Here is a 24,489-nt window from a genome sequence, read left to right on the forward strand (position 1 = left end):
ATTATTTCCCCATCCGTTCGCGGCTAAGCCGTGCCAGCCACTCAGACACCAGTAGCGAGACCAGCGCCAGTACAATTGAGATAATACATAACCGTGCTGCCGCGCCTTCACCGCCCGGAGTCTGGATTAGGGTATACATCGCAGAGGGGATCGTGCGTGTCTCGCCGGGGATATTCGACACAAAGGTGATGGTGGCTCCGAATTCCCCGAGTGAACGGGCGAAGGCCAGCACCGTACCGACAATAATGCCCGGCAGTGTGAGCGGAAGCGTAATCGTAAAAAACACCCGCCAGCGACCTGCCCCCAGCGTGCGGGCTGCCTGTTCGAACCTGATATCGACACCTTCCAGCGCCAGGCGGATCGCCCGCACCATTAGCGGAAACGACATCACCGCCGCGGCCAGTACCGCGCCACGCCAGCTAAAGGCAAACGTCAGCCCGAACCAGTCGTAGAGCCATTCACCGATAAAACCGCGTCGTCCCATGGAAACGAGCAACAGATAACCGACCACAACCGGCGGTAAAACGAGAGGGAGATGAAGAACACTGTCGAGCAAGGCTTTGCCTGGAAACTTACAGCGAACCAGTAACCAGGCAAAGAAGATCCCAAAGGGTAAACTTAGCGCAACCGCGAGGGAAGAGACTTTAAGGCTCAGCAGCACGGCCTGCCATTCGGGATCGGTCAATATCATTAGTGAGTCGTAAATCCGTAACGTTTAAAGATTGCAGACGCTTCCGGCCCTTTAAGGTAATCATAGAAGGCCGTCACGGTCGCATTTTTATGTCCATCAACAATCGCAACAGGATATTCCACTTTTTTGTGGGAGTCTTCCGGGAACGTACCAACCACTTTCACGCCTTTGCTGGCCACAGCATCGGAGCCGTACACAATCCCCAGCGGGGCTTCGTTACGCTCAACCAGTGCCAGTGCGCCGCGAACATCTTCCGCCGGAGCCAGTTTCGGAGATAACGTCTCCCATGCGCCGAGTTTTTGCAGCGCTTCTTTGGCGTAAATACCCGCAGGGACGTGCTCCGGATCGCCAACCGCCAGGCGGCCACCGTTCAGCAGGCTGGTCCATTTTGTCTCTTTGTTGATAGTGATATCACCCTGCGCGCTGGCTTTTGGTGCCACAACAACCAGGCTGTTCCCCAGCAGCGTTTCGCGGGTTGTCGTATCAATTGATTTCTTCTCAACCGCGTAATCCATCCATTTCTGGTCAGCGGAAATGAACAGATCGGCAGGTGCGCCCGCTTCAATCTGGCGTGCCAGCGTCGAAGAGGAAGCAAAAGAAGAGACCACATCAACGTTCTTCTCTTTCTTGTAAACCGCTGCGATATCCTGCATCGCGTTAGTCAGCGATGCCGCCGCAAAGACCGTGATTTTACCGTCGTCAGCCAGCGCGTGTCCGGCAAGTGAAAGTGTCAGCGTTGCCCCTGCGAAAAGGCGTATCCAGGTACGTGCCATGTGTAGCTCCTTTGAGTGTCGTTATATACCTACAAATATAACGATAACTCCAGCAATATCCCAGCGTTAAATCGTACCGATTAATGAGTAAAGCGGCCCGATACTGTCAATAATATCGGCGAGAAAGGCATAAACTTGAGAGCAAAACGCCCGGACTGGCCGGGCGTTTTGTAGGGAATCATTGCTGCTTTTTAGGCTGGTCTCTGTGACCAATGTTCGAAAAGACATTGAACACTTCACCCAGGCCGTAGATAGCACCGAGGATGATAGCCATCACGACTGGCACCATGATCACAGCGAATACCAGACTTTTCAACAACTCTAACATGGTTTTCTCCAGATAGTGTGAATGGCTTATTCTACCCTGAAAAGTAAGAAAAACATCCCCTTTTGTGCGGTGCCCTTTGCGCACCAGCGCATTTGGGTCACAATACGCTTTTTGCCAGGACACTGTTATGCAGGCCGAAATTCTCCTCACCTTACGACTTCAGCAGAAACTTTTCGCCGATCCGCGACGTATCGCCCTGCTTAAACAAATAGAACAAACGGGCTCTATTAGCCAGGGGGCAAAAAACGCGGGCATCAGCTACAAGAGCGCATGGGATGCGATCAACGAAATGAACACCCTGAGCGAACAGACGCTGGTTGAGCGCGCAACAGGCGGGAAAGGCGGTGGGGGTGCAGTGCTGACGCGCTACGGTCAGCGCCTGATCCAGCTTTACGATCTGCTGGCGCAGATCCAGCAGAAAGCGTTTGATGTCCTGAGCGATGACGATAACGTTCCGCTGGACAGCCTTCTGGGAGCAATTTCGCGCTTCTCATTACAGACCAGCGCCCGCAACCAGTGGTTCGGCACGGTAACCGCCCGCGATAACTCGCAGGTGCAGCAGCATATCGACATCCTCCTTGCTGACGGCACCACGCGCCTCAAAGCGGCTATTACTGCACAAAGCGGGCAGCGACTCGGGCTGAACGAAGGTAAAGAGGTACTGGTGTTACTGAAAGCACCGTGGGTCAGCATCACCCGCAACCCGGACCAGGCCAGAGAAGCCGATAACCAACTGGCCGGTGCAATCAGCCATATTGAGCGCGGGGCAGAACAGTGCGAAGTGCTGATGACGCTGCCGGACGGGCAACTGCTCTGCGCGACGGTTCCGGTGAACGAGGCGACAGAATTAGAAGAAGGTGCTGCAGTGACCGCATATTTCAACGCTGACCGGGTGATTATCGCCACATTGTGCTAAGCGCATTGACAATCGTGCCGACAGTGAGTATCCCTGACATCAATTGCTGCAAAAAATGGGATAAATCATGTCATCATTGCATATTTCGCAAGGCACGTTTCGTCTTAGCGACACCCGAACACTGTCGCTGCCTGATTTAACATTACGCGCGGGAGAGAGCTGGGCGTTTGTTGGCACAAACGGCAGCGGAAAATCGGCGCTGGCCCGCGCACTGGCCGGAGAGCTCACTCAGCTTAAAGGCGAGCGCCGCTGCACCTTCACCCGTCTGACACGCCTTTCGTTTGAACAGCTGCAAAAGCTGGTCAGCGACGAGTGGCAGCGCAACAACACCGATTTACTCAGCCCTGGCGAAGAAGATACCGGCCGCACCACCGCAGAAATCATTCAGGATGAGATCAAGGACAGCGTGCGCTGTCAGCACCTGGCGGAACAGTTCGGTATCACCGCCCTCCTGGATCGACGCTTCAAGTACCTCTCTACCGGCGAGACGCGTAAAACGCTGCTTTGTCAGGCGCTGATGAGCGAGCCGGAACTGCTAATCCTGGATGAGCCGTTCGACGGGCTGGATGTGCAATCCCGCGCCCAGTTGTCGGCACTGCTGGGTACACTTAACCAGCAGGGTTATACCGTTGTCCTGGTCCTCAACCGCTTCGATGAAATCCCGAATTTCGTGCAAAACGCGGGGGTGCTGGCGGACTGTAGCCTGACCGAAACCGGTGCGAAAGCGGCGTTGCTTCAACAAGCGCTGATTGCGCAACTGGCGCACAGTGAAAAACTGGACGGGATTACCCTGCCGGAACCCGATGCGCCATCCGCCCGCCACGGTTTAGATCCTGCCCTGCCCCGCATAGTGCTGCGTAACGGCGTTGTCTCCTATAACGATCGTCCGATACTGAATCAACTGAGCTGGACGGTAAACCCAGGCGAACACTGGCAAATCACCGGCCCCAACGGTGCAGGAAAATCCACACTGCTAAGCCTGATCACCGGCGACCATCCCCAGGGCTACAGTAACGATCTGACCCTGTTTGGCCGCCGTCGCGGCAGCGGCGAAACCATCTGGGACATCAAAAAGCATATCGGTTACGTCAGCAGCAGCCTGCATCTGGATTACCGCGTCAGCACTACGGTGCGTAACGTGATCCTGTCCGGCTTCTTCGATTCCATCGGCATCTATCAGGCGGTATCGGATAAACAGCACAAGCTGGCGCAGCAATGGCTGGATATTCTGGGGATGGACAATCAGGTGGCCGATGCACCGTTCCATAGCCTGTCGTGGGGGCAACAGCGGCTGGCATTGATCGTTCGCGCGCTGGTCAAGCATCCTACGCTGTTGATCCTGGATGAACCGTTGCAGGGACTTGATCCGCTTAACCGTCAGTTGATCCGCCGCTTCGTGGATGTGCTGATTGGTGAAGGTGAAACGCAGTTGCTGTTTGTTTCCCACCATGCGGAAGATGCGCCCTCCTGCATCACGCACCGGCTGGAGTTTGTTCCCGACGGGGAGCACTATCACTATCTGCTGAGTAAAATCGATTAACCCGTGGAGGGCGCTGCCCTCCTCTTTTCAGATAACCTGCAGCATTACATCCCTATCTCTTTGATCTAGAATGCTCTCAGGCATCCAAAAAACGGCGTTGAACAGCAGTGTAAACGATTCCACTATTTTATCCCGTGTCACACTTTTCGCGTCTCTGTTATGCTATGGTTAATTCATACCATAAGCCCAATGGAGCGAAATATGCGAGTTCTGGTAACAGGTGGTAGCGGTTACATAGGCAGTCATACCTGTGTGCAACTGCTGCAAAACGGCCATGATGTCATCATCCTCGATAACCTGTGCAATAGTAAGCGCAGCGTGCTGCCTGTGATTGAACGTCTTGGCGGTAAACAACCCACTTTCGTGGAAGGCGACATCCGCAATGAAGCGTTGATGACCGAAATCCTTCACGACCATGCGATCGAGACCGTGATCCATTTTGCGGGTCTGAAAGCGGTTGGCGAATCCGTGGCAAAACCCCTCGAGTATTACGATAACAACGTCAACGGCACGCTGCGTTTAATTTCAGCGATGCGCGCCGCGAACGTGAAGAACTTTATTTTCAGTTCGTCTGCCACCGTCTACGGCGATCAGCCAAAAATCCCTTACGTTGAAAGTTTCCCGACCGGCACGCCGCAAAGCCCATACGGCAAAAGCAAGCTGATGGTGGAACAGATCCTGACCGATCTGCAAAAAGCGCAGCCGGAGTGGAGCATCGCGCTGCTGCGCTACTTCAACCCGGTTGGCGCGCATCCGTCAGGCGATATGGGTGAAGATCCGCAAGGTATTCCAAACAACCTGATGCCGTATATCGCTCAGGTTGCCGTGGGGCGTCGCGAATCGCTGGCTATTTTTGGCAATGACTACCCCACCGCAGATGGCACCGGCGTGCGCGACTACATCCATGTAATGGATTTGGCCGACGGCCACGTTGCGGCGATGCAGCAGTTGGCTAACAAACCAGGCGTACATATTTATAACCTCGGTGCCGGGATCGGCAGCAGCGTGCTGGATGTGGTAAATGCCTTCAGCAAAGCCTGCGGTAAGCCGGTGAATTATCACTTCGCGCCGCGTCGCGATGGCGACCTCCCCGCTTACTGGGCCGATGCGACCAAAGCCGATAAAGAGCTTAACTGGCGTGTGACCCGCACGCTTGATGAAATGGCACAGGATACCTGGCACTGGCAGTCACGCCATCCGCAGGGTTATCCGGACTAAGGACCCGTCATGACGCAATTTAACCCCGTCGATCACCCGCATCGTCGTTTTAACCCGTTAAGCGGGCAATGGATTTTGGTTTCTCCGCACCGCGCCAAGCGCCCCTGGCAGGGGGCGCAGGAAACGCCTGCGCAGCAGACGCTGCCACAGCACGACCCGGATTGCTTCCTGTGTCCGGGCAACACGCGCGTGACCGGTGATAAAAACCCTGACTACAAAGGCACTTACGTTTTCACAAACGATTTCGCTGCCCTGATGACCGACACGCCGGACGCACCGGAAAGCCACGACCCACTGATGCGCTGTGAAAGCGCGCGGGGCACCAGCCGCGTGATCTGCTTCTCGCCAGATCACAGCAAAACGCTGCCGGAGCTGAGCGTCGACGCGTTGAAAGAGGTGGTGAGCACCTGGCAGGCACAGACCGCCGAACTGGGCCAGAGCTACCCGTGGGTGCAGGTATTCGAAAACAAAGGCGCGGCGATGGGCTGCTCTAACCCGCATCCTCATGGCCAGGTCTGGGCGAACAGTTTCCTGCCAAACGAAGCCGAGCGTGAGGATCGTCTGCAAAAAGCGTATTTCGCGCAAAACGGTTCACCGATGCTGCTGGACTACACGCAGCGTGAGCTGGCTGACGGCAGCCGTACCGTAGTTGAGACCGAACACTGGCTGGCCGTGGTGCCATACTGGGCAGCCTGGCCGTTTGAAACGCTACTGCTGCCGAAAGCACATGTTCAGCGCATCACCGAACTCAGAGACGCACAGCGCGACGACCTTGCTCTAGCACTGAAAAAGCTGACCAGCCGTTATGACAACCTGTTCCAGTGCTCATTCCCGTACTCCATGGGCTGGCACGGCGCGCCATTCAACGGTGAAGAGAATCAACACTGGCAGCTACACGCCCATTTCTATCCGCCGCTGCTGCGCTCCGCGACGGTACGTAAATTCATGGTGGGCTATGAAATGCTGGCGGAAACCCAGCGTGACCTGACGGCGGAACAGGCAGCAGAACGTCTGCGTGCCGTTAGCGACGTCCATTATCGCGAATCAGGAGTCTAAAAAATGAGTCTGAAAGATAAAACACAATCCCTGTTTGCTGAAAAATTCGGCTACCCTGCCACCCACGTAATTCAGGCACCTGGTCGCGTTAACCTGATAGGCGAACATACCGACTATAACGACGGTTTCGTTCTGCCCTGTGCCATTGATTATCAGACGGTTATTAGCTGCGCAAAGCGCGACGATCGCAACGTCCGGGTGATCGCTGCCGATTATGGCAACGAGGTAGATGAATTTTCACTTGATGCCCCGATTGTGACCCACGACAGCCAGCAGTGGTCCAACTATGTGCGCGGCGTGGTGAAACATCTGCAAAAGCGTAACAAGAACTTCGGCGGTGCCGATTTAGTGATTAGCGGCAATGTGCCACAGGGTGCAGGCTTAAGCTCGTCGGCATCACTGGAAGTGGCAGTGGGTACTGTTTTCCAGCAGCTTTATCATCTGCCGCTGGACGGTGCGCAAATCGCGCTGAACGGTCAGGAAGCGGAAAACCAGTTCGTGGGCTGCAACTGCGGCATCATGGACCAGTTGATCTCCGCGCTCGGTAAAAAAGAGCATGCGCTGCTGATTGATTGCCGTTCGCTGGGAACCAAAGCCGTTCCGCTGCCAAAAGGTGCTGCGGTTATTATCATCAACAGTAACTTTAAACGCACCCTGGTGGGCAGTGAGTACAACACCCGTCGCGAGCAGTGTGAAACCGGGGCGCGCTTCTTCCAGCAGCCTGCCCTGCGCGACGTTTCACTTGATGAATTCAACAAAGTGGCGCATGAACTGGACCCGATTGTGGCGAAACGCGTTCGCCATGTGTTGACCGAAAACGCCCGTACCGTTGAAGCGGCCTCCGCTCTGGCGAAGGGTGATCTGAAACGTATGGGTGAGCTGATGGCTGAATCCCACGCTTCCATGCGCGACGATTTTGAAATCACCGTGCCGCAAATCGACACTCTGGTGGAGATTGTCAAAGCAACCATCGGTGATAAAGGCGGCGTGCGCATGACTGGCGGCGGTTTTGGCGGCTGCATTGTGGCACTCGTACCAGAAGAGTTAGTCCCTGCCGTGCAGGACGCCGTCGCGAAACAGTACGAAGCCAAAACGGGCATTAAAGAAACCTTCTATGTCTGCAAAGCATCACAAGGAGCCGGACAGTGCTAAACGAAACACCGACCCTCGCACCGGATGGTCTGCCGTATCGCCTGTTAACCCTGCGCAACCCCGCAGGGATGGTGGTTACGCTGATGGACTGGGGTGCCACGCTGCTTTCTGCGCGCGTGCCTGTGTCTGACGGCAGCGTGCGTGAAACGCTGCTTGGCTGTGCATCACCAGAGCAGTATGTTAATCAAACCGCCTATCTCGGCGCATCCGTGGGTCGCTACGCGAACCGCATCGCCAAAAGCAGTTTCGACCTGGACGGCGTGCGCTACCCGCTGCTGCCCAGTCAGGGTGAAAATCAGCTTCATGGCGGTCCGCAAGGGTTTGATAAACGCCGCTGGAAGATTGTTCAGCAAAACGACGGCGAAGTGCTGTTCTCACTGGACTCGCTTGATGGCGATCAGGGATTTCCCGGAAACCTCAGCGCCACTGCCCGTTTTACGCTGACCGATGATAACCGTATCGCCATTGAGTACCGTGCCACGGTCGATAAGCCATGTCCGGTGAACCTGACTAACCATGCCTATTTCAATCTTGATGGCAATCAGTGCGATGTCCGCAACCACAAGCTCCAGATACTGGCCGATGCGTACCTGCCCGTCGACGAAATGGGGATTCCGTATCAGGGGCTGAAGTCCGTGAGCGGCACCAGCTTTGATTTCCGCCATGCGAAAACCATCGCCCAGGATTTTCTCAGCGATGACGATCAGCGCAAAGTGAACGGCTACGACCACGCCTTCCTGCTGCAGGCAAAAGGGGATATTCGCCAGCCTGCCGCGCAGGTCTGGTCAGCCGATGAGAAACTGCAGATGACGGTCTATACCACCGCTCCTGCCCTGCAATTCTACTCAGGCAACTTTCTCGGCGGTACGACGGCGCGTGAACATGAGGAATACAGCGACTGGCAGGGTCTGGCGCTGGAGAGTGAGTTCCTCCCGGACAGTCCAAACCATCCGGAATGGCCGCAGCCGGACTGCGTGCTGCGACCAGGTGAAGAGTACGTCAGCATCACCGAGTATCATTTCACTCCGTGCGCTTAACGCCCGGCGGCGCTACGCTTGCACGGGCCTACCTGTTGGCCGGATAAGCGCAGCGTCATCCGGCAAAAAAACCAGGCCCTCATAACGAGGGCTTTTTTCTGCCCGTATTGCTGAAAATAGCGCCGATCGCAGACAAAATCATAACCCTGAATTCACAAGCATCTTACACTCCGGGACTATTTTCGCTATGGTTAGGGTTAAGCGTTGCTGCTGGCACGGCCACGGCAATATAATGAGAATTGTTATCATTCAATAAAGTTTATGAGGAGTATGATATGGCTGTAACTAAGCTGGTCCTGGTACGCCACGGCGAAAGCCAGTGGAACAACGAAAACCGTTTCACCGGTTGGTACGACGTTGATCTGTCCGAGAAAGGCGTAAGCGAAGCAAAAGCAGCAGGAAAACTGCTGAAGGAAGAAGGCTTCTCCTTTGATTTTGCTTACACCTCTGTGCTGAAACGTGCCATCCATACTCTGTGGAACGTTCTGGATGAACTGGATCAGGCCTGGCTGCCGGTTGAGAAATCCTGGAAACTGAACGAGCGTCACTACGGTGCGCTGCAGGGTCTGAACAAAGCGGAAACCGCGGAAAAATACGGTGACGAGCAGGTTAAACAGTGGCGTCGTGGTTTTGCTGTGACACCACCAGAGCTGACCAAAGATGACGAGCGCTATCCGGGCCATGACCCGCGCTACGCGAAACTGACTGACGCTGAGCTACCAACGACCGAAAGCCTGGCGCTGACTATCGACCGCGTTGTGCCTTACTGGAACGAAACCATTCTGCCACGTCTGAAAAGCGGTGAGCGCGTCATCATTGCCGCGCACGGTAACTCCCTGCGTGCGCTGGTGAAATACCTGGACAACATGGGTGAAGACGAAATCCTCGAACTGAACATTCCAACTGGCGTACCGCTGGTGTATGAGTTCGACGAAAACTTCAAACCAATCAAACATTACTATCTGGGCAACGCTGATGAAATCGCGGCAAAAGCGGCGGCAGTAGCGAACCAGGGTAAAGCGAAGTAATTTTCGCCGGACATAAAAAAAGCGCGGAGCAATCCGCGCTTTTTTATTTGCGGAATCGTATTACCCGCGACGGGCTTTTACCGCATCGGCGAGCTGACGCAGGATAGTGTCGGTATCGTCCCAGCCGATGCAGGCATCCGTGACGCTCTTGCCATACACCAGCGGCTCACTGCCTTCCAGATTCTGATTGCCTTCAACCAGATGGCTCTCGATCATCACGCCAATCACCGCGCTTTCACCGCTGGCAATTTGCTTGCAAACATCCGCCCCAACTTCCATCTGCTTTTTGAACTGCTTGCTGGAGTTGGCGTGGCTGAAGTCGATCATCACCTGCGGTGGCAGACCCGCTTTTTCCAGGCCCGCTTTCACGTCCGCGACATGTTTTGCGCTGTAGTTTGGCTCTTTACCACCGCGCAGAATGATATGGCAGTCACCGTTACCACTGGTGTTGACGATGGCTGAGTGGCCCCATTTCGTCACAGACAGGAAGCAGTGCGGTGCTCCTGCCGCGTTGATAGCGTCAATCGCGACCTTAATGGTGCCGTCCGTGCCATTTTTAAACCCAACCGGGCAAGAGAGACCAGACGCCAGCTCACGGTGTACCTGTGATTCAGTAGTACGCGCGCCGATTGCCCCCCAGCTCATCAGATCAGCCAGATATTGCGGGGTGATCATGTCCAGGAACTCACCGGCAGCGGGCAGACCGCTGTCGTTGATCTCAAGCAGCAGCTTACGCGCAATGCGCAGGCCATCGTTGATCTGGAAACTGTTATCCATGTGCGGATCGTTAATCAGCCCTTTCCAGCCCACGGTGGTACGCGGTTTTTCAAAATACACGCGCATCACGATTTCCAGCTCGCCTTTCAGCTCTTCACGCAGGGTGAGCAGACGGGCCGCGTACTCTTTTGCCGCTGCCGGATCGTGGATAGAGCATGGGCCAATGACCACTAACAGACGATCGTCATTCCCTTTCAGGATTTTGTGGATCGCTTTACGTGCATGAGACACCGTGTTGGCGGCGTTTTCAGTGGCGGGGAATTTCTCAAGGAGCGCTACAGGCGGTAATAACTCATTGATTTCTTTAATACGTAAATCGTCGTTCTGATAATTCATTTTCTTTCCAGCTCTGCCATATCTTTTGTAATGAAAGCAATCCTTTCAATCTAACTTGTCGGCCCGGAAGTGTAAACGGGCTTTTACACTTCACGCAGATAATTCCTGGAATTCACCTAATAAACGCCACAAAATAGCGAAAAATGAGATCTGCCCTAAACTTTTTAAATGTAACAACTGAATTTTATATCTTAAACACGATTCCATCCTGACATAAGCAGGAATGCTGGAATCTTTCGCCACTGAATGAGATGCACTGTTGGAAAATGTTATCCAGCGTAACGATAAGAACAGGAGCAACACGATGAAAATGACGAAACTGGCAACCCTATTACTTACGGCAACCCTTTCTCTGGCAAGCGGCAGCGTCCTTGCGGCGGAGACAGGCTCTTCTGACAGCAACGGTGACGCGAATGCCGCTGCCGCAGCGGGTCAGGTCGCGCCGGATGCGAAACAGAATATTGCGCCTAATAATGTTGATAACAGCAATATCAACACGGGTAATACCAATTCCGGCGGTACGATGTTGCACCCGGACGGAGCGAATTCGGGAACCATGAATCATGACGGGATGACCACCGATGAAGTTCACAAAAATTCCATGTGTAAAGACGGTAAATGTCCTGATACCAATGATAAAGTGGGTAGCGACGCCGACACCAAAACTGACGGTACAACTCAGTAATAGCCCTGTAATCTGACACTCAAAAGGAGAGCCGATGCTCTCCTTTCTTTTTTGTGTAAGATATTAAAAACGCTACACTTACGATAATAACAAATCAGGAAAGATGAAATGGCGCACACGCATGCTCACTCACACGCCACCGGCGATGACAACGCAAAACGGCTGACGCTGGCGTTTGGTGTCACTGCCACGTTTATGGTTATCGAGGTTATCGGCGGATTAATTTCAGGTTCGCTGGCTCTGCTGGCTGATGCCGGACATATGCTTACAGATGCCGCCGCCCTGCTTTTCGCCCTGCTGGCCGTGCAGTTTGCACGTCGGCCGCCGAATGCCCGACACACTTTTGGCTGGCTCAGGCTGACCACCCTCGCCGCTTTCGTCAACGCCATCGCGCTGGTGGTGATTACCATTCTTATTGTCTGGGAGGCGTTCCAGCGCTTCAGACATCCGCAACCCGTTGCCGGGGCGACGATGATGGTTATTGCCATTGCGGGCCTGATTGCTAACATCCTGGCATTTTGGATTTTGCATCGCGGCAGCGGTGAAAAAAACCTGAATGTGCGTGCAGCGGCGCTTCATGTTCTGGGGGATTTACTGGGGTCTGTCGGGGCAATTGTGGCCGCTCTGGTGATCCTTTATACCGGCTGGACCCCCATCGACCCGATTCTTTCTGTTCTGGTGTCGTGCCTGGTTCTGCGCAGTGCCTGGCGGCTATTGAAGGAGAGCGTTAATGAATTACTGGAAGGCGCACCGTCCTCGCTGAATATCGGGGAACTGAAGCGCAATCTTTGCCGTTCAATTCCCGAAGTACGCAACGTTCACCATGTTCACGTCTGGCTGGTAGGCGAAAAACCGATTATGACGCTGCATGTTCAGGTGATCCCGCCGCATGACCACGACGCGCTGCTGGAACGTATCCAGCACTTTCTTGAACATCACTATGAGGTTGCACACGCTACCATTCAGATGGAGTATCAGCCCTGTAACGGGCCGGACTGCCACCTTAACGAGGCGCAGTCCGGCCATTCACACCATCACCACCATTAGCTGGAAAGCGCGCGAGAGCCGCGCTCACGCGCGCTGTTAATCCACATGCGGCTACCGTTCAGCGCAATGAAGGTCAGCAGCATATACTCCAGCGACATCGCATAGACGCCCTGCAGAGCAAATATCACCACGCTGATAACGTTAATAATGACCCACAGCAGCCAGTTTTCGACGTATTTGCGGGTCATCAGGATCATCGCCGCTATCGACAGCACCATCATGCAGGAATCCCAGAACGGGAAGGCGTCGGGCTGAAGTTCGGGCATCGTGACGTTTAAACCGACGCCAGACATAACCGCCACCGCTACACGAGTCAGGAAAGCGAATACCGGATTGATAAAGACGGTCATCAACCCAATCGCGACAACGCAGGCAACAAACCAGGCGATGGCTTTCGGCAAGGGTAGCCAGCGGATCTGGAGGGCAGCTTCCTGCTGGCTGTTCTGTCGCGACCAGGCATACCAGCCATAAATATTTGCCGCAAAGAAAAACAGCTGCAAAAGCAGGCTGGCATAGAGCTGGATCTGGAAAAAGATGATCGCAAAGAGCGTAACGTTTATCAGCCCAAACGCGTAATTGCTGATCTTCTCAAGGCTGGCCAGCCAGATACAGAGTAAACCGGCCAGTGTACCAACGGCCTCAATCCATGACAGGTCATAGCCGCCCGTACCAATCGGTATATGAACCAGGATGTTCTGCGTGCTAAAAAAATCCATCTTTTCCCCAGTGCGTATTGAATTAAGTACGTAGTGTAGCCGCAAAATCCAGCATGCGGTTAAGCGGAATTAACGCACCTTCACGAAGCGCAGCATCAACATGTATTTCATGGGCTGCACCACCGGTTTCCAGCCCTTCAGCAATCGCTTTCAGGCCATTCATCGCCATCCACGGACAGTGAGCACAGCTTCGGCAGGTCGCCCCTTCTCCCGCAGTAGGCGCTTCGAGGAGTTCTTTTTCCGGCACGGCCTGTTGCATCTTATAGAAAATACCGCGATCGGTCGCCACGATAAGCTGCTTGTGTGGCAAGGTCCTGGCCGCATTGATAAGCTGGCTGGTTGAACCAACCGCATCCGCCATATCAACGATCGACTGCGGCGACTCCGGGTGCACCAGAATAGCGGCATCCGGGTATAGCCCTTTCATGCGCGTCAACGCCTGTGTTTTAAACTCGTCGTGAACGATACAGGCCCCCTGCCAGCAGAGCACATCCGCACCGGTTTGCTTCTGAACGTAATTACCGAGATGGCGATCCGGTGCCCAGATGATTTTCTCACCCAGGCTGTCGAGGTGCTCAATCAGTTCAACGGCGATGCTGGAGGTTACCACCCAGTCAGCCCGCGCTTTTACGGCGGCAGAAGTATTGGCGTAGACCACAACGGTACGGTCAGGATGAGCATCGCAAAAGGCGGTGAACTCATCGATCGGGCAGCCAAGATCGAGCGAACATTCGGCATGTAATGTCGGCATCAGAATGGTTTTTTCAGGGCTGAGAATTTTTGCCGTCTCGCCCATAAAACGCACGCCCGCGACCAGCAGCGTCGAGGCCGGATGTTTTGCACCAAAGCGCGCCATCTCCAGAGAGTCGGAAATACAGCCTCCGGTCTCTTCCGCCAGCTGCTGAATTTCCGGGTCAGTGTAGTAATGCGCCACCATCACCGCATCGCGCGCTTTGAGAAGACGCTTGATCTTTTCACGGTAGAACTGCTTTTCATCCTGGCCCAGTGGGACAGGCTTTGGCGGGAAGGGATAGATTGCGGCTTCAGGATCAAACATCACGCTCATTATGGCTTCTCGTTTTACTGGCTTAACAATATTGCTTTTGTTTTGCTTGAGATAGCAAAAGGTGCGGCAATTGTGTTTTGTATACTAAACAAGATAGCGAATTTACTGCGGAATGTCATCGGGAATTGATACCGCCAGCATTTGTCGGATGGCGGCTTCGCCTTACCCAACCTACTTTACTCCGTAGGCCTGATAAGCCCAGCGCCATCAGGCAGGGTGTTTTAGGCTCAGGATCTGCAGATAGCAAAAAAGCGCCTTTAGGGCGCTTTTTTACATTGGTGGGTCGTGCAGGATTCGAACCTGCGACCAATTGATTAAAAGTCAACTGCTCTACCAACTGAGCTAACGACCCCTTGCGGGATTTAATTCAATTTATTCAGGCTGGTGGGTCGTGCAGGATTCGAACCTGCGACCAATTGATTAAAAGTCAACTGCTCTACCAACTGAGCTAACGACCCGTTTGGGCGTCGCCTGAATTATCACTCGGAACCAATAAAATTGGTGGGTCGTGCAGGATTCGAACCTGCGACCAATTGATTAAAAGTCAACTGCTCTACCAACTGAGCTAACGACCCGAGTGGTGGGTGATGACGGGCTCGAACCGCCGCCCCCCTCCGTGTAAAGGAGATGCTCTACCAACTGAGCTAATCACCCACTCTGTACTGCCGGTGTGCGTTAAGTGGTGGGTCGTGCAGGATTCGAACCTGCGACCAATTGATTAAAAGTCAACTGCTCTACCAACTGAGCTAACGACCCACTTTTACGCTGTCTTCACGTTGTTTGATATCCCGTGGCAACGGCGGCATATATTACTGATTTAAGAATTCTGCGCAACAAAAATTTCGATGAAGATCACTTAACTGCTTACGAATCATGCGGCACGACCAGAAATAACGCGATTTCTGGTCGTGTGATAATCAACCCATCGAATTCAAACGTTTTTGTGCCTGTTTGGCACCGTCAGTACCAGGGAATTTTGTGATCACTTGCTGATAAACCGCTTTGGCTTTCGCCGTGTCACCTTTGTCCTGCATGATCACGCCGACTTTGAACATCGCATCCGGCGCTTTTGGTGATTTCGGGTAATTTTTCACCACTGAGGCAAAATAAAACGCCGCATCATCTTTTTTACCCTTATTGTAATTCAACTGACCCAACCAGTAATTCGCGTTTGGCTGGTAGGTGGAATCAGGGTATTTTTTAATGAAGTTCTGAAACGCAGCGATAGCATCGTCCTGACGCGATTTATCCTGCACCAGAGCAATGGCCGCGTTGTAATCCGTATTCGCGTCACCGCTCTGTACAGGCGCACCAGCCGAGGCAGAAGCATCAGCTGCTGGAGCTGTCGCCGCACCGCTTTGATCGCCCGCTGCGGGTTGTGCTGCTGCACCGCCACTGCTCAGGCTGTCTATCTGCAGCAAGATTTGTTTCTGACGTTCCACAACCTGATTGAGTTGATACTGACTTTCCTGGATCTGACCACGGAGAGAATCAATATCATTCTGGTTATCGGAAAGTTGCTGCTGGAGTTGGGTTAAAAGCTGACTGTGAGCGTTAGAAATACGCTCGAGTTGGGTGACCCGGTCTTCTACCGAGCCTGAGCCGACACTACTGATTGGTGCCTGAGCAAAAGCGGCCCAGGGGGCCGCTATTCCAACCAGTAACGACAGACTCATGAGATGATGTCTGAAGTTACTGCTCATGCAATTCTCTTAGTAAACCAGTACGGCACGACGGTTTTTGGAGTAAGCCGCTTCGTCATGACCCAGCACTGCAGGTTTTTCTTTACCGTAAGAAACGATGGAGATCTGGTCAGCAGAAACGCCTTTACCCTGCAGGTACATTTTAACAGCGTTAGCACGACGTTCACCCAGGGAGATGTTGTACTCAGGCGTACCACGTTCGTCCGCGTGACCTTCTACGGTGACTTTGTAAGACGGGTTGCTACGCAGGAAGTTAGCGTGCGCATCCAGCATTGCAGCGAAGTCAGAACGAATATCGTATTTATCCAGATCGAAGTAAACGATGTTGTTCTGCTGCAGCTGCTGCATCTGAAGACGCGCTTGCTCTTCAGAAGACATGTTGCCATTGCCGTTAGCGTCCATACCGGTGCCAGCACCCATCATGCCTTCGCCGCTCTGGTCATTGCTTGCGTTCTTGTTAGAAGAACACGCTGCGATTGCCATTACAGGCAGAGCGATCATCAGCCCCTTCAGCACTTTGTTCAGTTGCATTTCTAAGATTCCTTTAGTAATCAATTAATTATTATTTACAGATACGGCGACCAGGCAGGTGATTTTACCTGTCCATCAGTTGCCGGAATACGCGCTTTGAAACGCCCATCTGTAGAAACCAGATTCAGCACAGATCCCATCCCCTGAGAAGAGCTGTAGATTACCATAGTGCCGTTAGGTGCCAGACTTGGCGTTTCATCCAGGAACGTTGACGAGAGAACTTGCACGCCACCCGTTACCAGATCCTGTTTGGCAATGTGCTGCTGACCACCAGCAGAACTGACCATTACCATCGTTTTACCATCGGCACTGACATCGGCGTCCTGGTTCTGTGAACCTTCCCAGGTGATACGCTGCGGTGTTCCGCCGTTGATATTTACTTTGTAAACCTGTGGGCGACCCGCCTGGTCAGACGTAAAGGCCAGATTCTGGCTGTCCGGGAACCAGGTTGGTTCGGTGTTGTTGCTACGACCATCAGTGATCTGGCGGATCTGACCCGAACCAATGTCCATCACGTACAGGTTCAGACTACCGGTTTTAGACAGCGCAAAGGCCAGTTTCGTGCCGTCCGGAGAGAACGCTGGCGCACCATTGTGACGTGGGAACGACGCAACCTGACGCACAGCACCGTTAGACAGCGTCTGGATAACCAGCGCAGAACGGCCGCTTTCAAACGTTACGTATGCCAGTTTGGAGCCGTCAGGCGACCACGCCGGAGACATCAGCGGCTGCGGTGAACGGTGAACGGTGAACTGGTTGTAGCCATCGTAGTCAGAGACGCGCAGCTCATACGGGAACTGACCGCCATTGGTCTGAACAACGTAAGCAATACGGGTACGGAATGCCCCTTTAATCCCGGTCAGCTTTTCAAACACTTCGTCACTTGCGGTGTGGCCAGCATAACGCAGCCACTGCTTGTTCACTTTGTAAGAGTTCTGAGCCAGAACAGTGCCTGGCGCACCGCCGGTATCCACCAGCTGGTAAGCCACGTTGTAACCACCGTCTGGAGCAGGCGTTACCTGACCAACGACAACGGCATCAATGCCCAGCGCGGACCATGCTGCAGGTTGAACTTCCTGCGCAGTGCCCGGCTGCTGTGGCAGACGAGAACGATCTAATGGGTTGAATTTGCCGCTGTTACGCAGGTCAGCCGCAACGATGCCGCCGATATCTTCAGGCGCAGCGCCAGGGCCTGCCCACTGGAACGGAACAACACCGATTGGGCGCGCCGAGTCCACCCCCTGGGTGATCTCGATACGTACTTCTGCGTGCAGCACAGCTGCCCACAGCATTAAAAAACTAAATGCTACACGTAATGCCTGCTTCATCATATCTCCCTTATCCGGGTAACCTTACCCACGATAATTTAGCAGAATGTTAACAAACTCAAATAGACAAAACTACCAGAACCCTGTGACTAAACCTGGTCTATTTTCCCCCGTTTGCACGGGGAAAATGTAACTTAAGGTTTGAAGTCCAGTGGTGCATTTTTAAAGACTTCGTAGACTGCCTGTGACGGTGGTTTAGGCATCTTCGCCTGACGCGCTGCAGCCAGTGCCGCAGTACATAAGGCCGGGTCGCCACCTTCAGACTGAATATCAAGCAACATGCCGTCCGGTGCCAGTTTTATACGCAGCGTACACGTTTTACCGGTGTAGGAAGACGCATCATAAAACCGGCTTTCAATAGCGGATTTAATCTGCGCGGCATAGCCGTTGATTTCAGCGCCAGAAGCACCGTTACTCTTAGTGTTACCACTTCCGGTCGGCGCTGCGTTGTTTCCTTTCGCCCCACCGCCCGTTTTCGGCGCATTCTTACCAGAACTCAGGTCGCCCAGCAGATCGTCAACACCCGCGGCGGCAGCCGCTTTTTCTGCTGCTGCCTTTTTCGCTGCGGCTTTTTCAGCTGCAGCTTTCTTATCGGCAGCGGCCTTCTCAGCGGCAGCTTTTTTGTCTGCGGCCGCTCTCTCAGCAGCAGCGGCTTTTTCTGCTGCCGCCGCTTTCTTCGCGGCTTCTGCTTCCGCTTTCTTCTGAGCATCGGCAGCAGCTTTCTTCGCGGCCTCGGCTTCCGCTTTCTTCTGAGCATCAGCAGCGGCTTTTTTCGCGGCCTCCGCTTCTGCTTTCTTCTGAGCGTCAGCGGCTGCTTTTTTCGCCTGCGCGTCAGCCTGGGCTTTGGCATCAGCAGCGGCTTTTGCTGCCGCCTCTTCTGCTTGCTTTTGCTGTTCCTGGGCTTTTTTCGCTGCGGCTTCAGCCTGCTTCTGCTGCTCCGCCTGCTCTTTCGCCGCTTCCTGCGCCTGCAAACGCTCTTTCTCAAGCTGCTTCAGACGTTCCTGCTCTGCGGCCTGCTTTTCACGCAGTTCTTCGGCTTGCTGTTGCGCCTGTTTCTCACGCTGCTCTTCAGCGCGTTTTGCACTCGCCTGCTGCTGTTGCTGGCGATTATAGTTCTGAACGATCGCACCAGGGTCCACCATGACGGCGTCGATGGAAGAGCCTCCACCGCCGCCCGCAGATGCATCAATGTGCTCGTCGAACGAACTCCAGATCAGCGCTGCAAAAAGAATGACGTGCAGCACTGCGGAGACGATTATCGCTCGCTTAAGTTTGTCGTTCTGTTCGGTTGCCTTTGACACTATCGGTTCCCAAAAACTACGCAGATGATCAAATAGGCTGAGTCATTAAGCCAACCGACTTAACGCCCGCGCTATGTAGCAAGTTCAGCGCTTTAATAATTTCATCATATGGCACATCTTTCGCGCCACCGATCAAGAAGACCGTCTTCGGATTTGACTCCAGACGACGTTGCGCTTCAGCAATCACCTGCTCTGGCGGGAGTTGATCCATACGATCTTTCTCGACCACCACGCTGTACTGCCCTACGCCGGAAACTTCAATGATGACCGGAGGATCGTCATTGGTGCTTACCGCTTGTGATTCTGTCGCATCCGGCAGATCAACTTCCACACTCTGAGTAATGATGGGCGCTGTCGCCATAAAAATCAGCAGCAGTACCAGCAGTACGTCCAGCAGTGGAACGATATTAATTTCGGACTTAAGCTCGCGACGACCTCGTCCACGGGATCTGGCCATGGTTTACCCCTTGTTGCTCTCGGTGCTGGTAAACGCCTGACGGTGCAGAATCGCAGTGAACTCTTCCATAAAGTTGTCGTAGTTCAGTTCCAGTTTGTTCACGCGCTGGTTCAGACGGTTGTACGCCATAACTGCCGGAATAGCCGCAAACAGACCGATAGCGGTCGCGATCAGTGCTTCTGCGATACCCGGTGCAACCATCTGCAACGTCGCCTGCTTCACCGCACCGAGCGCGATAAAGGCGTGCATGATCCCCCACACCGTACCAAACAGACCGATATACGGGCTGATGGAACCAACCGTGCCGAGGAAAGGAATATGCGTTTCAAGATTTTCCAGTTCGCGGTTCATGGAAATGCGCATCGCACGCGACGCACCTTCAACGACGGCTTCCGGTGCATGGTTGTTAGCACGATGCAAGCGGGCAAACTCTTTGAAACCGCTGTAGAAAATCTGTTCGGAGCCTGCGAGGCTATCACGGCGTCCCTGGCTTTCCTGATACAGACGAGAAAGCTCGATACCAGACCAGAACTTGTCTTCAAACGCTTCAGCTTCACGGCCTGCGGCATTGAGAATACGCGTTCTCTGGATGATGATGGCCCAGGATGCGATTGAAAAACCAATCAAAATCAACATGATAAGTTTAACCAGAAGGCTTGCCTTCAGGAACAAATCAAGGATATTCATGTCAGTCACTGCTTAAACTCCGCGACAATAGACTTAGGAAGCGCACGAGGCTTCATTATGGTTGGATCAACACAGACAATCAGTACCTCAGCTGAGTTCAGTACGGCGTTCTCTGCATTGACTATCCGCTGCGTGAAAACCAGTGAAGTTCCGCGCATTGATGTAATTTCAGTTTGGACTTCGAGCATATCGTCGAGTCTGGCAGGCGCAAAATACTCAAGCGTCATCTTGCGTACCACAAAGGCAACTCGCTCAGCCAACAACACCTGCTGGCTAAAGTGATGATGGCGCAGCATCTCTGTGCGTGCCCGTTCATAAAAAGCAACGTAGCTGGCGTGGTAGACCACACCACCGGCATCGGTATCTTCGTAGTAGACACGAACCGGCCATCGAAACAGCGTTGTATTCACTTTACATCCCGGTAATACAAGAAAAGTTGGAGCTTTCAAACTTCGCTACTATACGCGCGGGAATGATGGTTTGGAATGGGAGAAAGTAAACGGAGAGTAAATTTTTATGGGCTCAGGTAAGCCCATATCGTTAACGGACATTTCTTATTCAGAAGAAGAAGAAAATCAGACCTGCCAGGAGAACGAGATCGGCGATCAGCGGGCAGAAAATGCCCTGCCAGTGGAGGGCTTTCGGACGAAAGCCGACGCCGTGAATCACACCTGCACACACCGCCCACATGATGAGGAAGCCGTGCCAGATCTCAAGCTCACTGGTCTTAGCCGCGAAGCGCGACGGGTCCCAGAAGATACAGCCTGCCAGCAGTAATGCCATCACTAAAGAAAGCGCCCTTAACGGGCGCTTATCCATTACCGCATATAACGTTGCGATAATGTTCATCAGTGTTTTTCTTCACCCGCTTTGGACGCTTCAACGTGCTCCAGCGCCAGGGCGGTAATGACACCAAATGCACAGGCAAGAAGCGTCCCTAAAATCCATGCGAAATACCACATATTCAGCTCCTTACTTAGTACATAGAGTGGGTGTTGCTTTCGATATGTTCTTTGGTGATACGACCGAACATTTTCCAGTAACACCAGGCGGTGTAGAGCAGAATAATCGGTACGAATACACACGCGACATACGTCATCAGGTTCAGCGTCAGCTGGCTGGAGGTTGCATCCCACATGGTCAGGCTGGCATTCATCATGGTGCTGGAAGGCATCACGAACGGGAACATCGCAATGCCCGCCGTCAGGATGATGCACGCCAGGGTCAGTGAAGAGAACACGAACGCCAGAGCACCTTTTTCCAGACGCGAGGTCAGCACAGTCAGCAGCGGCAGCAGTACACCCAGAGCCGGAATAGCCCACAGCGCAGGGGTAGTGTTAAAGTTCACCAGCCATGCGCCCGCCTCACGCGCCACTTCTTTGGTCAGCGGGTTAGACGGCGCAGTATGGTTAATTGCAGACGTCACCACATAACCATCAATACCGTACATCACCCAGACACCGGCCAGCGCGAAGCAAACCAGTGTTACCAGCGCAGCAACCTGAGCCGTAGCACGGGAGCGCAGGTGCAGTTCACCCACAGTACGCATCTGCAGATAAGTCGCGCCCTGAGTGATGATCATCGCCACGCTCACCACACCCGCCAGCAGACCAAACGGATTCAGCAGCTGGAAGAAGTTACCGGTGTAGTAAAGACGCATGTACTCATCGATGTGGAACGGTACGCCCTGCAGCAGGTTACCGAACGCCACGCCAATCACCAGCGGTGGAACGAAGCTACCAATGAAGATGCCCCAGTCCCACATGTTACGCCAGCGGGTATCTTCAATCTTGGAACGGTAGTCGAAACCGACCGGACGGAAGAATAAAGAGGCCAGCACCAGAATCATCGCCACATAGAAGCCGGAGAACGCAGCCGCGTAGACCATCGGCCAGGCAGCGAACAGCGCGCCGCCTGCGGTGATCAGCCACACCTGGTTACCGTCCCAGTGCGGGGCGATTGAGTTGATCATGATTCGACGCTCGGTGTCATTACGACCGAGGAAACGGGTGAGCATGCCCACCCCCATGTCGAAACCGTCGGTGACCGCAAAACCGATCAGCAGAATACCGACCAGCAGCCACCAGATAAAACGCAATACTTCATAATCGATCATTTGATGACTCCTGTCTTAGCGTGCCGGCTGAGTAGTCGCAGTGGACTGCTCGTAGTGATAGCGACCGGTTTTCAGGCTGCTTGGGCCAAGGCGCGCGAACTTGAACATCAGGAACAGTTCAGCCACCAGGAACAGGGTGTACAGACCGCAAATCAGCAGCATAGAGAAGATCAGGTCGCCCGCGGTCAGGGAGGAGTTTGCTACTGCCGTTGGCAGCACCTCACCTATCGCCCACGGCTGACGGCCATATTCCGCCACAAACCAGCCGGATTCGATAGCAATCCACGGCAGCGGGATACCGTACAGCGCCGTGCGCAGCAGCCATTTTTTCTCACCAATGCGGTTGCGAATCACGGACCAGAAGGACGCCGCGATGATCAGCAGCATGATGATGCCGCAGCCCACCATGATACGGAACGCGAAGTACAGCGGTGCAACGCGTGGAATGGAGTCTTTGGTTGCCATCTGAATCTGCGCTTCCGTCGCATCAGAGACGTTCGGGGTATAGCGTTTCAACAGCAGACCGTAGCCCAGGTCTTTCTTCACATCGTTGAACTGGTCGCGAACCGCCTGGTCGGTTGAACCGGCGCGCAGCTGTTCCAGCAGCGAATAGGCTTTCATCCCGTTACGAATACGCTCTTCATGCTGCACCATCAGCTCTTTCAGGCCAGTGACCTGTTTGTCGACGGAGCGAGTGGCAATAATGCCCAGCGCGTAAGGGATCTGAATGGCGAAGCGGTTTTCCTGCGCATCCTGATCGGGAATACCGAACAGCGTAAACGCAGCCGGAGCCGGTTGGGTTTCCCATTCGGCTTCGATAGCGGCCAGTTTGGTTTTCTGAACGTCGCCCATTTCGTAACCGGATTCATCACCCAGAACGATAACGGACAGAATTGCCGCCATACCGAAACTTGCTGCGATAGCAAAGGAGCGTTTTGCGAACGCGAAGTCACGACCACGCAGCATATAGTAGGAGCTGATACCCAGTACAAACATCGCGCCGCACACATAGCCAGAGGCCACAGTGTGAACGAATTTAACCTGTGCAACCGGGTTCAGGACCAGCTCGGCAAAGCTGACCATCTCCATACGCATGGTTTCGAAGTTGAAATCAGACGCGATGGGGTTCTGCATCCAGCCGTTCGCTACCAGTATCCACAGTGCGGACAGGTTAGAGCCTAATGCCACCAGCCAGGTGACCGCCATATGCTGGACTTTGCCCAGACGGTCCCAACCGAAGAAGAACAGACCTACAAAGGTGGATTCGAGGAAGAAGGCCATCAGACCTTCAATGGCCAGCGGCGCACCGAAGATATCCCCTACGTAATGGGAATAGTAAGACCAGTTAGTCCCGAACTGGAACTCCATGGTCAGACCGGTCGCCACGCCCAGCGCAAAGTTGATACCAAACAACTTGCCCCAGAACTTGGTCATATCTTTATAAATCTGTTTGCCGGAGAGGACGTAGACCGTTTCCATTATGGCCAGCAGGAACGCCATACCGAGCGTCAGTGGCACAAACAGGAAGTGGTACATCGCGGTCAAGGCAAACTGTAAGCGCGACAGTTCGACTATATCTAACATCATGACTCCTTGCTCATCGCATGAAGACTCCGAGAGTGAACCCCGTTAGATAAGGATTCACACGCATGCCCCAATACAAAGTTATCTGCAGACTTTCTTCGTTGCTTATTCTCTACTGGAGGAAAAAACAGTGATGAAAGGTTACAAATACGTTAATAAAAAACCCAAATTGATCCCGTAAATATAATACGCTGCAAAACCCTTACAATAAACAGGTTTTTATTGAATCACTTTTACGTTTTTCGACGGTGATCAATTTATAGCAAAATTACCGCTTTTCAGCCATTTTGATCGGGGACAATTTAACGCCTTTTGTCGGCTTTTTCCAAGGATTAAACATTGATTTAAATCAAAAACAAACATCATTGTTAACCATGTTTCATCATGGTAAGAATGGTAAATCCCATGTTAAAAAT

The 24,489-nt window shown here is 53.5% G+C and carries 26 protein-coding genes and 5 tRNA genes; 9 read left to right on the top strand and 22 right to left on the bottom strand.

All coding sequences use genetic code 11. The annotated features are described in order from the left end of the window. Position 1: 1 nt before the first annotated feature. The 3 genes from modB to ABGB15_RS14545 form a co-directional block, all read right to left on the bottom strand. Positions 2-691, bottom strand: a complete 690-nt coding sequence (gene modB / locus ABGB15_RS14535) for a molybdate ABC transporter permease subunit (RefSeq protein ID WP_152083918.1) — start codon at positions 689-691, stop codon at positions 2-4. Beyond that, positions 691-1,464: a molybdate ABC transporter substrate-binding protein gene (gene modA / locus ABGB15_RS14540; RefSeq protein ID WP_152083917.1), complete on the bottom strand. Its 774-nt coding sequence runs from the start codon at positions 1,462-1,464 to the stop codon at positions 691-693. Before modA ends, modB begins: the two co-directional genes overlap by 1 nt. 178 nt (positions 1,465-1,642) lie before the next feature. Continuing rightward, a complete protein-coding gene (locus ABGB15_RS14545) occupies positions 1,643-1,792 on the bottom strand; it encodes an AcrZ family multidrug efflux pump-associated protein (protein ID WP_042321036.1) in 150 nt (49 codons plus the stop codon). Positions 1,793-1,919: 127 nt separating this feature from the next. Here ABGB15_RS14545 and modE point away from each other — a divergent pair, with 127 nt between their 5' ends. The 7 genes from modE to gpmA all read left to right on the top strand — a co-directional run bounded on the left by modE (position 1,920) and on the right by gpmA (position 9,739). Continuing rightward, positions 1,920-2,708 carry a molybdenum-dependent transcriptional regulator gene (gene modE, locus ABGB15_RS14550; RefSeq protein ID WP_215723924.1) on the top strand — a complete coding sequence of 263 codons (789 nt, stop codon included), beginning with the start codon at positions 1,920-1,922 and terminating at the stop codon, positions 2,706-2,708. 67 nt (positions 2,709-2,775) lie between these two features. Beyond that, the gene (gene modF, locus ABGB15_RS14555; RefSeq protein ID WP_152083915.1) at positions 2,776-4,248 is read left to right on the top strand and encodes a molybdate ABC transporter ATP-binding protein ModF; all 1,473 of its coding nucleotides are present in this window, start codon (positions 2,776-2,778) and stop codon (positions 4,246-4,248) included. Positions 4,249-4,449: 201 nt separating this feature from the next. Then, positions 4,450-5,466, top strand: coding sequence for a UDP-glucose 4-epimerase GalE (gene galE / locus ABGB15_RS14560; RefSeq protein WP_215723923.1), 1,017 nt, complete (start codon positions 4,450-4,452; stop codon positions 5,464-5,466). A gap of 9 nt (positions 5,467-5,475) precedes the next feature. Then, entirely contained in the window at positions 5,476-6,522 is a 1,047-nt protein-coding gene (gene galT / locus ABGB15_RS14565; RefSeq protein ID WP_215723922.1) for a galactose-1-phosphate uridylyltransferase, read from the top strand. Between the two features lie 3 nt (positions 6,523-6,525). Then, positions 6,526-7,674 carry a galactokinase gene (gene galK, locus ABGB15_RS14570; RefSeq protein WP_215723921.1) on the top strand — a complete coding sequence of 383 codons (1,149 nt, stop codon included), beginning with the start codon at positions 6,526-6,528 and terminating at the stop codon, positions 7,672-7,674. Further along, a complete protein-coding gene (gene galM / locus ABGB15_RS14575; RefSeq protein WP_215723920.1) occupies positions 7,668-8,711 on the top strand; it encodes a galactose-1-epimerase in 1,044 nt (347 codons plus the stop codon). Before galK ends, galM begins: the two co-directional genes overlap by 7 nt. Positions 8,712-8,986: 275 nt before the next feature. Further along, positions 8,987-9,739, top strand: coding sequence for a 2,3-diphosphoglycerate-dependent phosphoglycerate mutase (gpmA, locus tag ABGB15_RS14580; RefSeq protein WP_015367652.1), 753 nt, complete (start codon positions 8,987-8,989; stop codon positions 9,737-9,739). 60 nt (positions 9,740-9,799) lie between these two features. Here the strand turns inward: gpmA and aroG are convergent, their stop codons facing one another. Next, entirely contained in the window at positions 9,800-10,852 is a 1,053-nt protein-coding gene (gene aroG, locus ABGB15_RS14585; protein WP_215723919.1) for a 3-deoxy-7-phosphoheptulonate synthase AroG, read from the bottom strand. A gap of 304 nt (positions 10,853-11,156) precedes the next feature. Between aroG and ABGB15_RS14590 the strand changes: the two genes are divergently transcribed. Both ABGB15_RS14590 and zitB read left to right on the top strand, forming a co-directional pair. Then, positions 11,157-11,537, top strand: coding sequence for a YbgS-like family protein (locus tag ABGB15_RS14590; protein WP_215723918.1), 381 nt, complete (start codon positions 11,157-11,159; stop codon positions 11,535-11,537). 108 nt (positions 11,538-11,645) lie between these two features. Beyond that, complete coding sequence (gene zitB / locus ABGB15_RS14595; protein WP_215723917.1) at positions 11,646-12,584, top strand: CDF family zinc transporter ZitB; 939 nt, start codon at positions 11,646-11,648, stop codon at positions 12,582-12,584. Here zitB and pnuC read toward each other — a convergent pair. The 18 genes from pnuC to cydA all read right to left on the bottom strand — a co-directional run bounded on the left by pnuC (position 12,581) and on the right by cydA (position 24,073). Beyond that, positions 12,581-13,300, bottom strand: a complete 720-nt coding sequence (gene pnuC, locus ABGB15_RS14600; RefSeq protein WP_152083907.1) for a nicotinamide riboside transporter PnuC — start codon at positions 13,298-13,300, stop codon at positions 12,581-12,583. The two genes, zitB and pnuC, sit on opposite strands and share 4 nt — an antisense overlap. A 22-nt stretch (positions 13,301-13,322) precedes the next feature. After that, a complete protein-coding gene (gene nadA, locus ABGB15_RS14605) occupies positions 13,323-14,366 on the bottom strand; it encodes a quinolinate synthase NadA (RefSeq protein ID WP_215723916.1) in 1,044 nt (347 codons plus the stop codon). A 276-nt stretch (positions 14,367-14,642) separates the two neighbouring features. Beyond that, a tRNA-Lys gene (locus tag ABGB15_RS14610) sits at positions 14,643-14,718 on the bottom strand. Between the two features lie 30 nt (positions 14,719-14,748). Then, positions 14,749-14,824 (bottom strand) — tRNA-Lys (locus ABGB15_RS14615). Positions 14,825-14,865: 41 nt separating this feature from the next. Next, positions 14,866-14,941: transfer RNA gene (locus ABGB15_RS14620), tRNA-Lys, on the bottom strand. A 3-nt stretch (positions 14,942-14,944) separates the two neighbouring features. Continuing rightward, positions 14,945-15,020 (bottom strand) — tRNA-Val (locus tag ABGB15_RS14625). A gap of 26 nt (positions 15,021-15,046) precedes the next feature. Beyond that, a tRNA-Lys gene (locus ABGB15_RS14630) sits at positions 15,047-15,122 on the bottom strand. A gap of 161 nt (positions 15,123-15,283) precedes the next feature. Further along, positions 15,284-16,069, bottom strand: coding sequence for a cell division protein CpoB (gene cpoB / locus ABGB15_RS14635; protein WP_152083905.1), 786 nt, complete (start codon positions 16,067-16,069; stop codon positions 15,284-15,286). Between the two features lie 9 nt (positions 16,070-16,078). Beyond that, a complete protein-coding gene (gene pal / locus ABGB15_RS14640; RefSeq protein ID WP_003858578.1) occupies positions 16,079-16,600 on the bottom strand; it encodes a peptidoglycan-associated lipoprotein Pal in 522 nt (173 codons plus the stop codon). Positions 16,601-16,635: 35 nt separating this feature from the next. Then, positions 16,636-17,928 carry a Tol-Pal system beta propeller repeat protein TolB gene (gene tolB / locus ABGB15_RS14645; protein ID WP_152083904.1) on the bottom strand — a complete coding sequence of 431 codons (1,293 nt, stop codon included), beginning with the start codon at positions 17,926-17,928 and terminating at the stop codon, positions 16,636-16,638. 134 nt (positions 17,929-18,062) lie between these two features. Beyond that, complete coding sequence (tolA, locus tag ABGB15_RS14650) at positions 18,063-19,229, bottom strand: cell envelope integrity protein TolA (RefSeq protein ID WP_215723905.1); 1,167 nt, start codon at positions 19,227-19,229, stop codon at positions 18,063-18,065. Between the two features lie 28 nt (positions 19,230-19,257). Then, positions 19,258-19,686, bottom strand: a complete 429-nt coding sequence (gene tolR, locus ABGB15_RS14655; protein ID WP_003858589.1) for a colicin uptake protein TolR — start codon at positions 19,684-19,686, stop codon at positions 19,258-19,260. Between the two features lie 3 nt (positions 19,687-19,689). Then, complete coding sequence (gene tolQ / locus ABGB15_RS14660) at positions 19,690-20,382, bottom strand: Tol-Pal system protein TolQ (protein WP_152083902.1); 693 nt, start codon at positions 20,380-20,382, stop codon at positions 19,690-19,692. Continuing rightward, a complete protein-coding gene (ybgC, locus tag ABGB15_RS14665) occupies positions 20,379-20,783 on the bottom strand; it encodes a tol-pal system-associated acyl-CoA thioesterase (RefSeq protein WP_152083901.1) in 405 nt (134 codons plus the stop codon). Before ybgC ends, tolQ begins: the two co-directional genes overlap by 4 nt. A 148-nt stretch (positions 20,784-20,931) precedes the next feature. Beyond that, positions 20,932-21,222, bottom strand: coding sequence for a cyd operon protein YbgE (gene ybgE / locus ABGB15_RS14670; RefSeq protein WP_020884961.1), 291 nt, complete (start codon positions 21,220-21,222; stop codon positions 20,932-20,934). Continuing rightward, positions 21,222-21,335 carry a cytochrome bd-I oxidase subunit CydX gene (cydX, locus tag ABGB15_RS14675; protein ID WP_006177208.1) on the bottom strand — a complete coding sequence of 38 codons (114 nt, stop codon included), beginning with the start codon at positions 21,333-21,335 and terminating at the stop codon, positions 21,222-21,224. The genes ybgE and cydX overlap by 1 nt, the downstream gene beginning before the upstream one ends. Positions 21,336-21,349: 14 nt before the next feature. Next, positions 21,350-22,489 carry a cytochrome d ubiquinol oxidase subunit II gene (cydB, locus tag ABGB15_RS14680; RefSeq protein ID WP_152083900.1) on the bottom strand — a complete coding sequence of 380 codons (1,140 nt, stop codon included), beginning with the start codon at positions 22,487-22,489 and terminating at the stop codon, positions 21,350-21,352. A 15-nt stretch (positions 22,490-22,504) separates the two neighbouring features. Then, positions 22,505-24,073 carry a cytochrome ubiquinol oxidase subunit I gene (gene cydA, locus ABGB15_RS14685; protein ID WP_008501098.1) on the bottom strand — a complete coding sequence of 523 codons (1,569 nt, stop codon included), beginning with the start codon at positions 24,071-24,073 and terminating at the stop codon, positions 22,505-22,507. Positions 24,074-24,489: the final 416 nt, after the last annotated feature.

Source organism: Enterobacter sp. MALB-1 (assembly GCF_041021625.1).
GTDB lineage: Bacteria > Pseudomonadota > Gammaproteobacteria > Enterobacterales > Enterobacteriaceae > Enterobacter > Enterobacter oligotrophicus.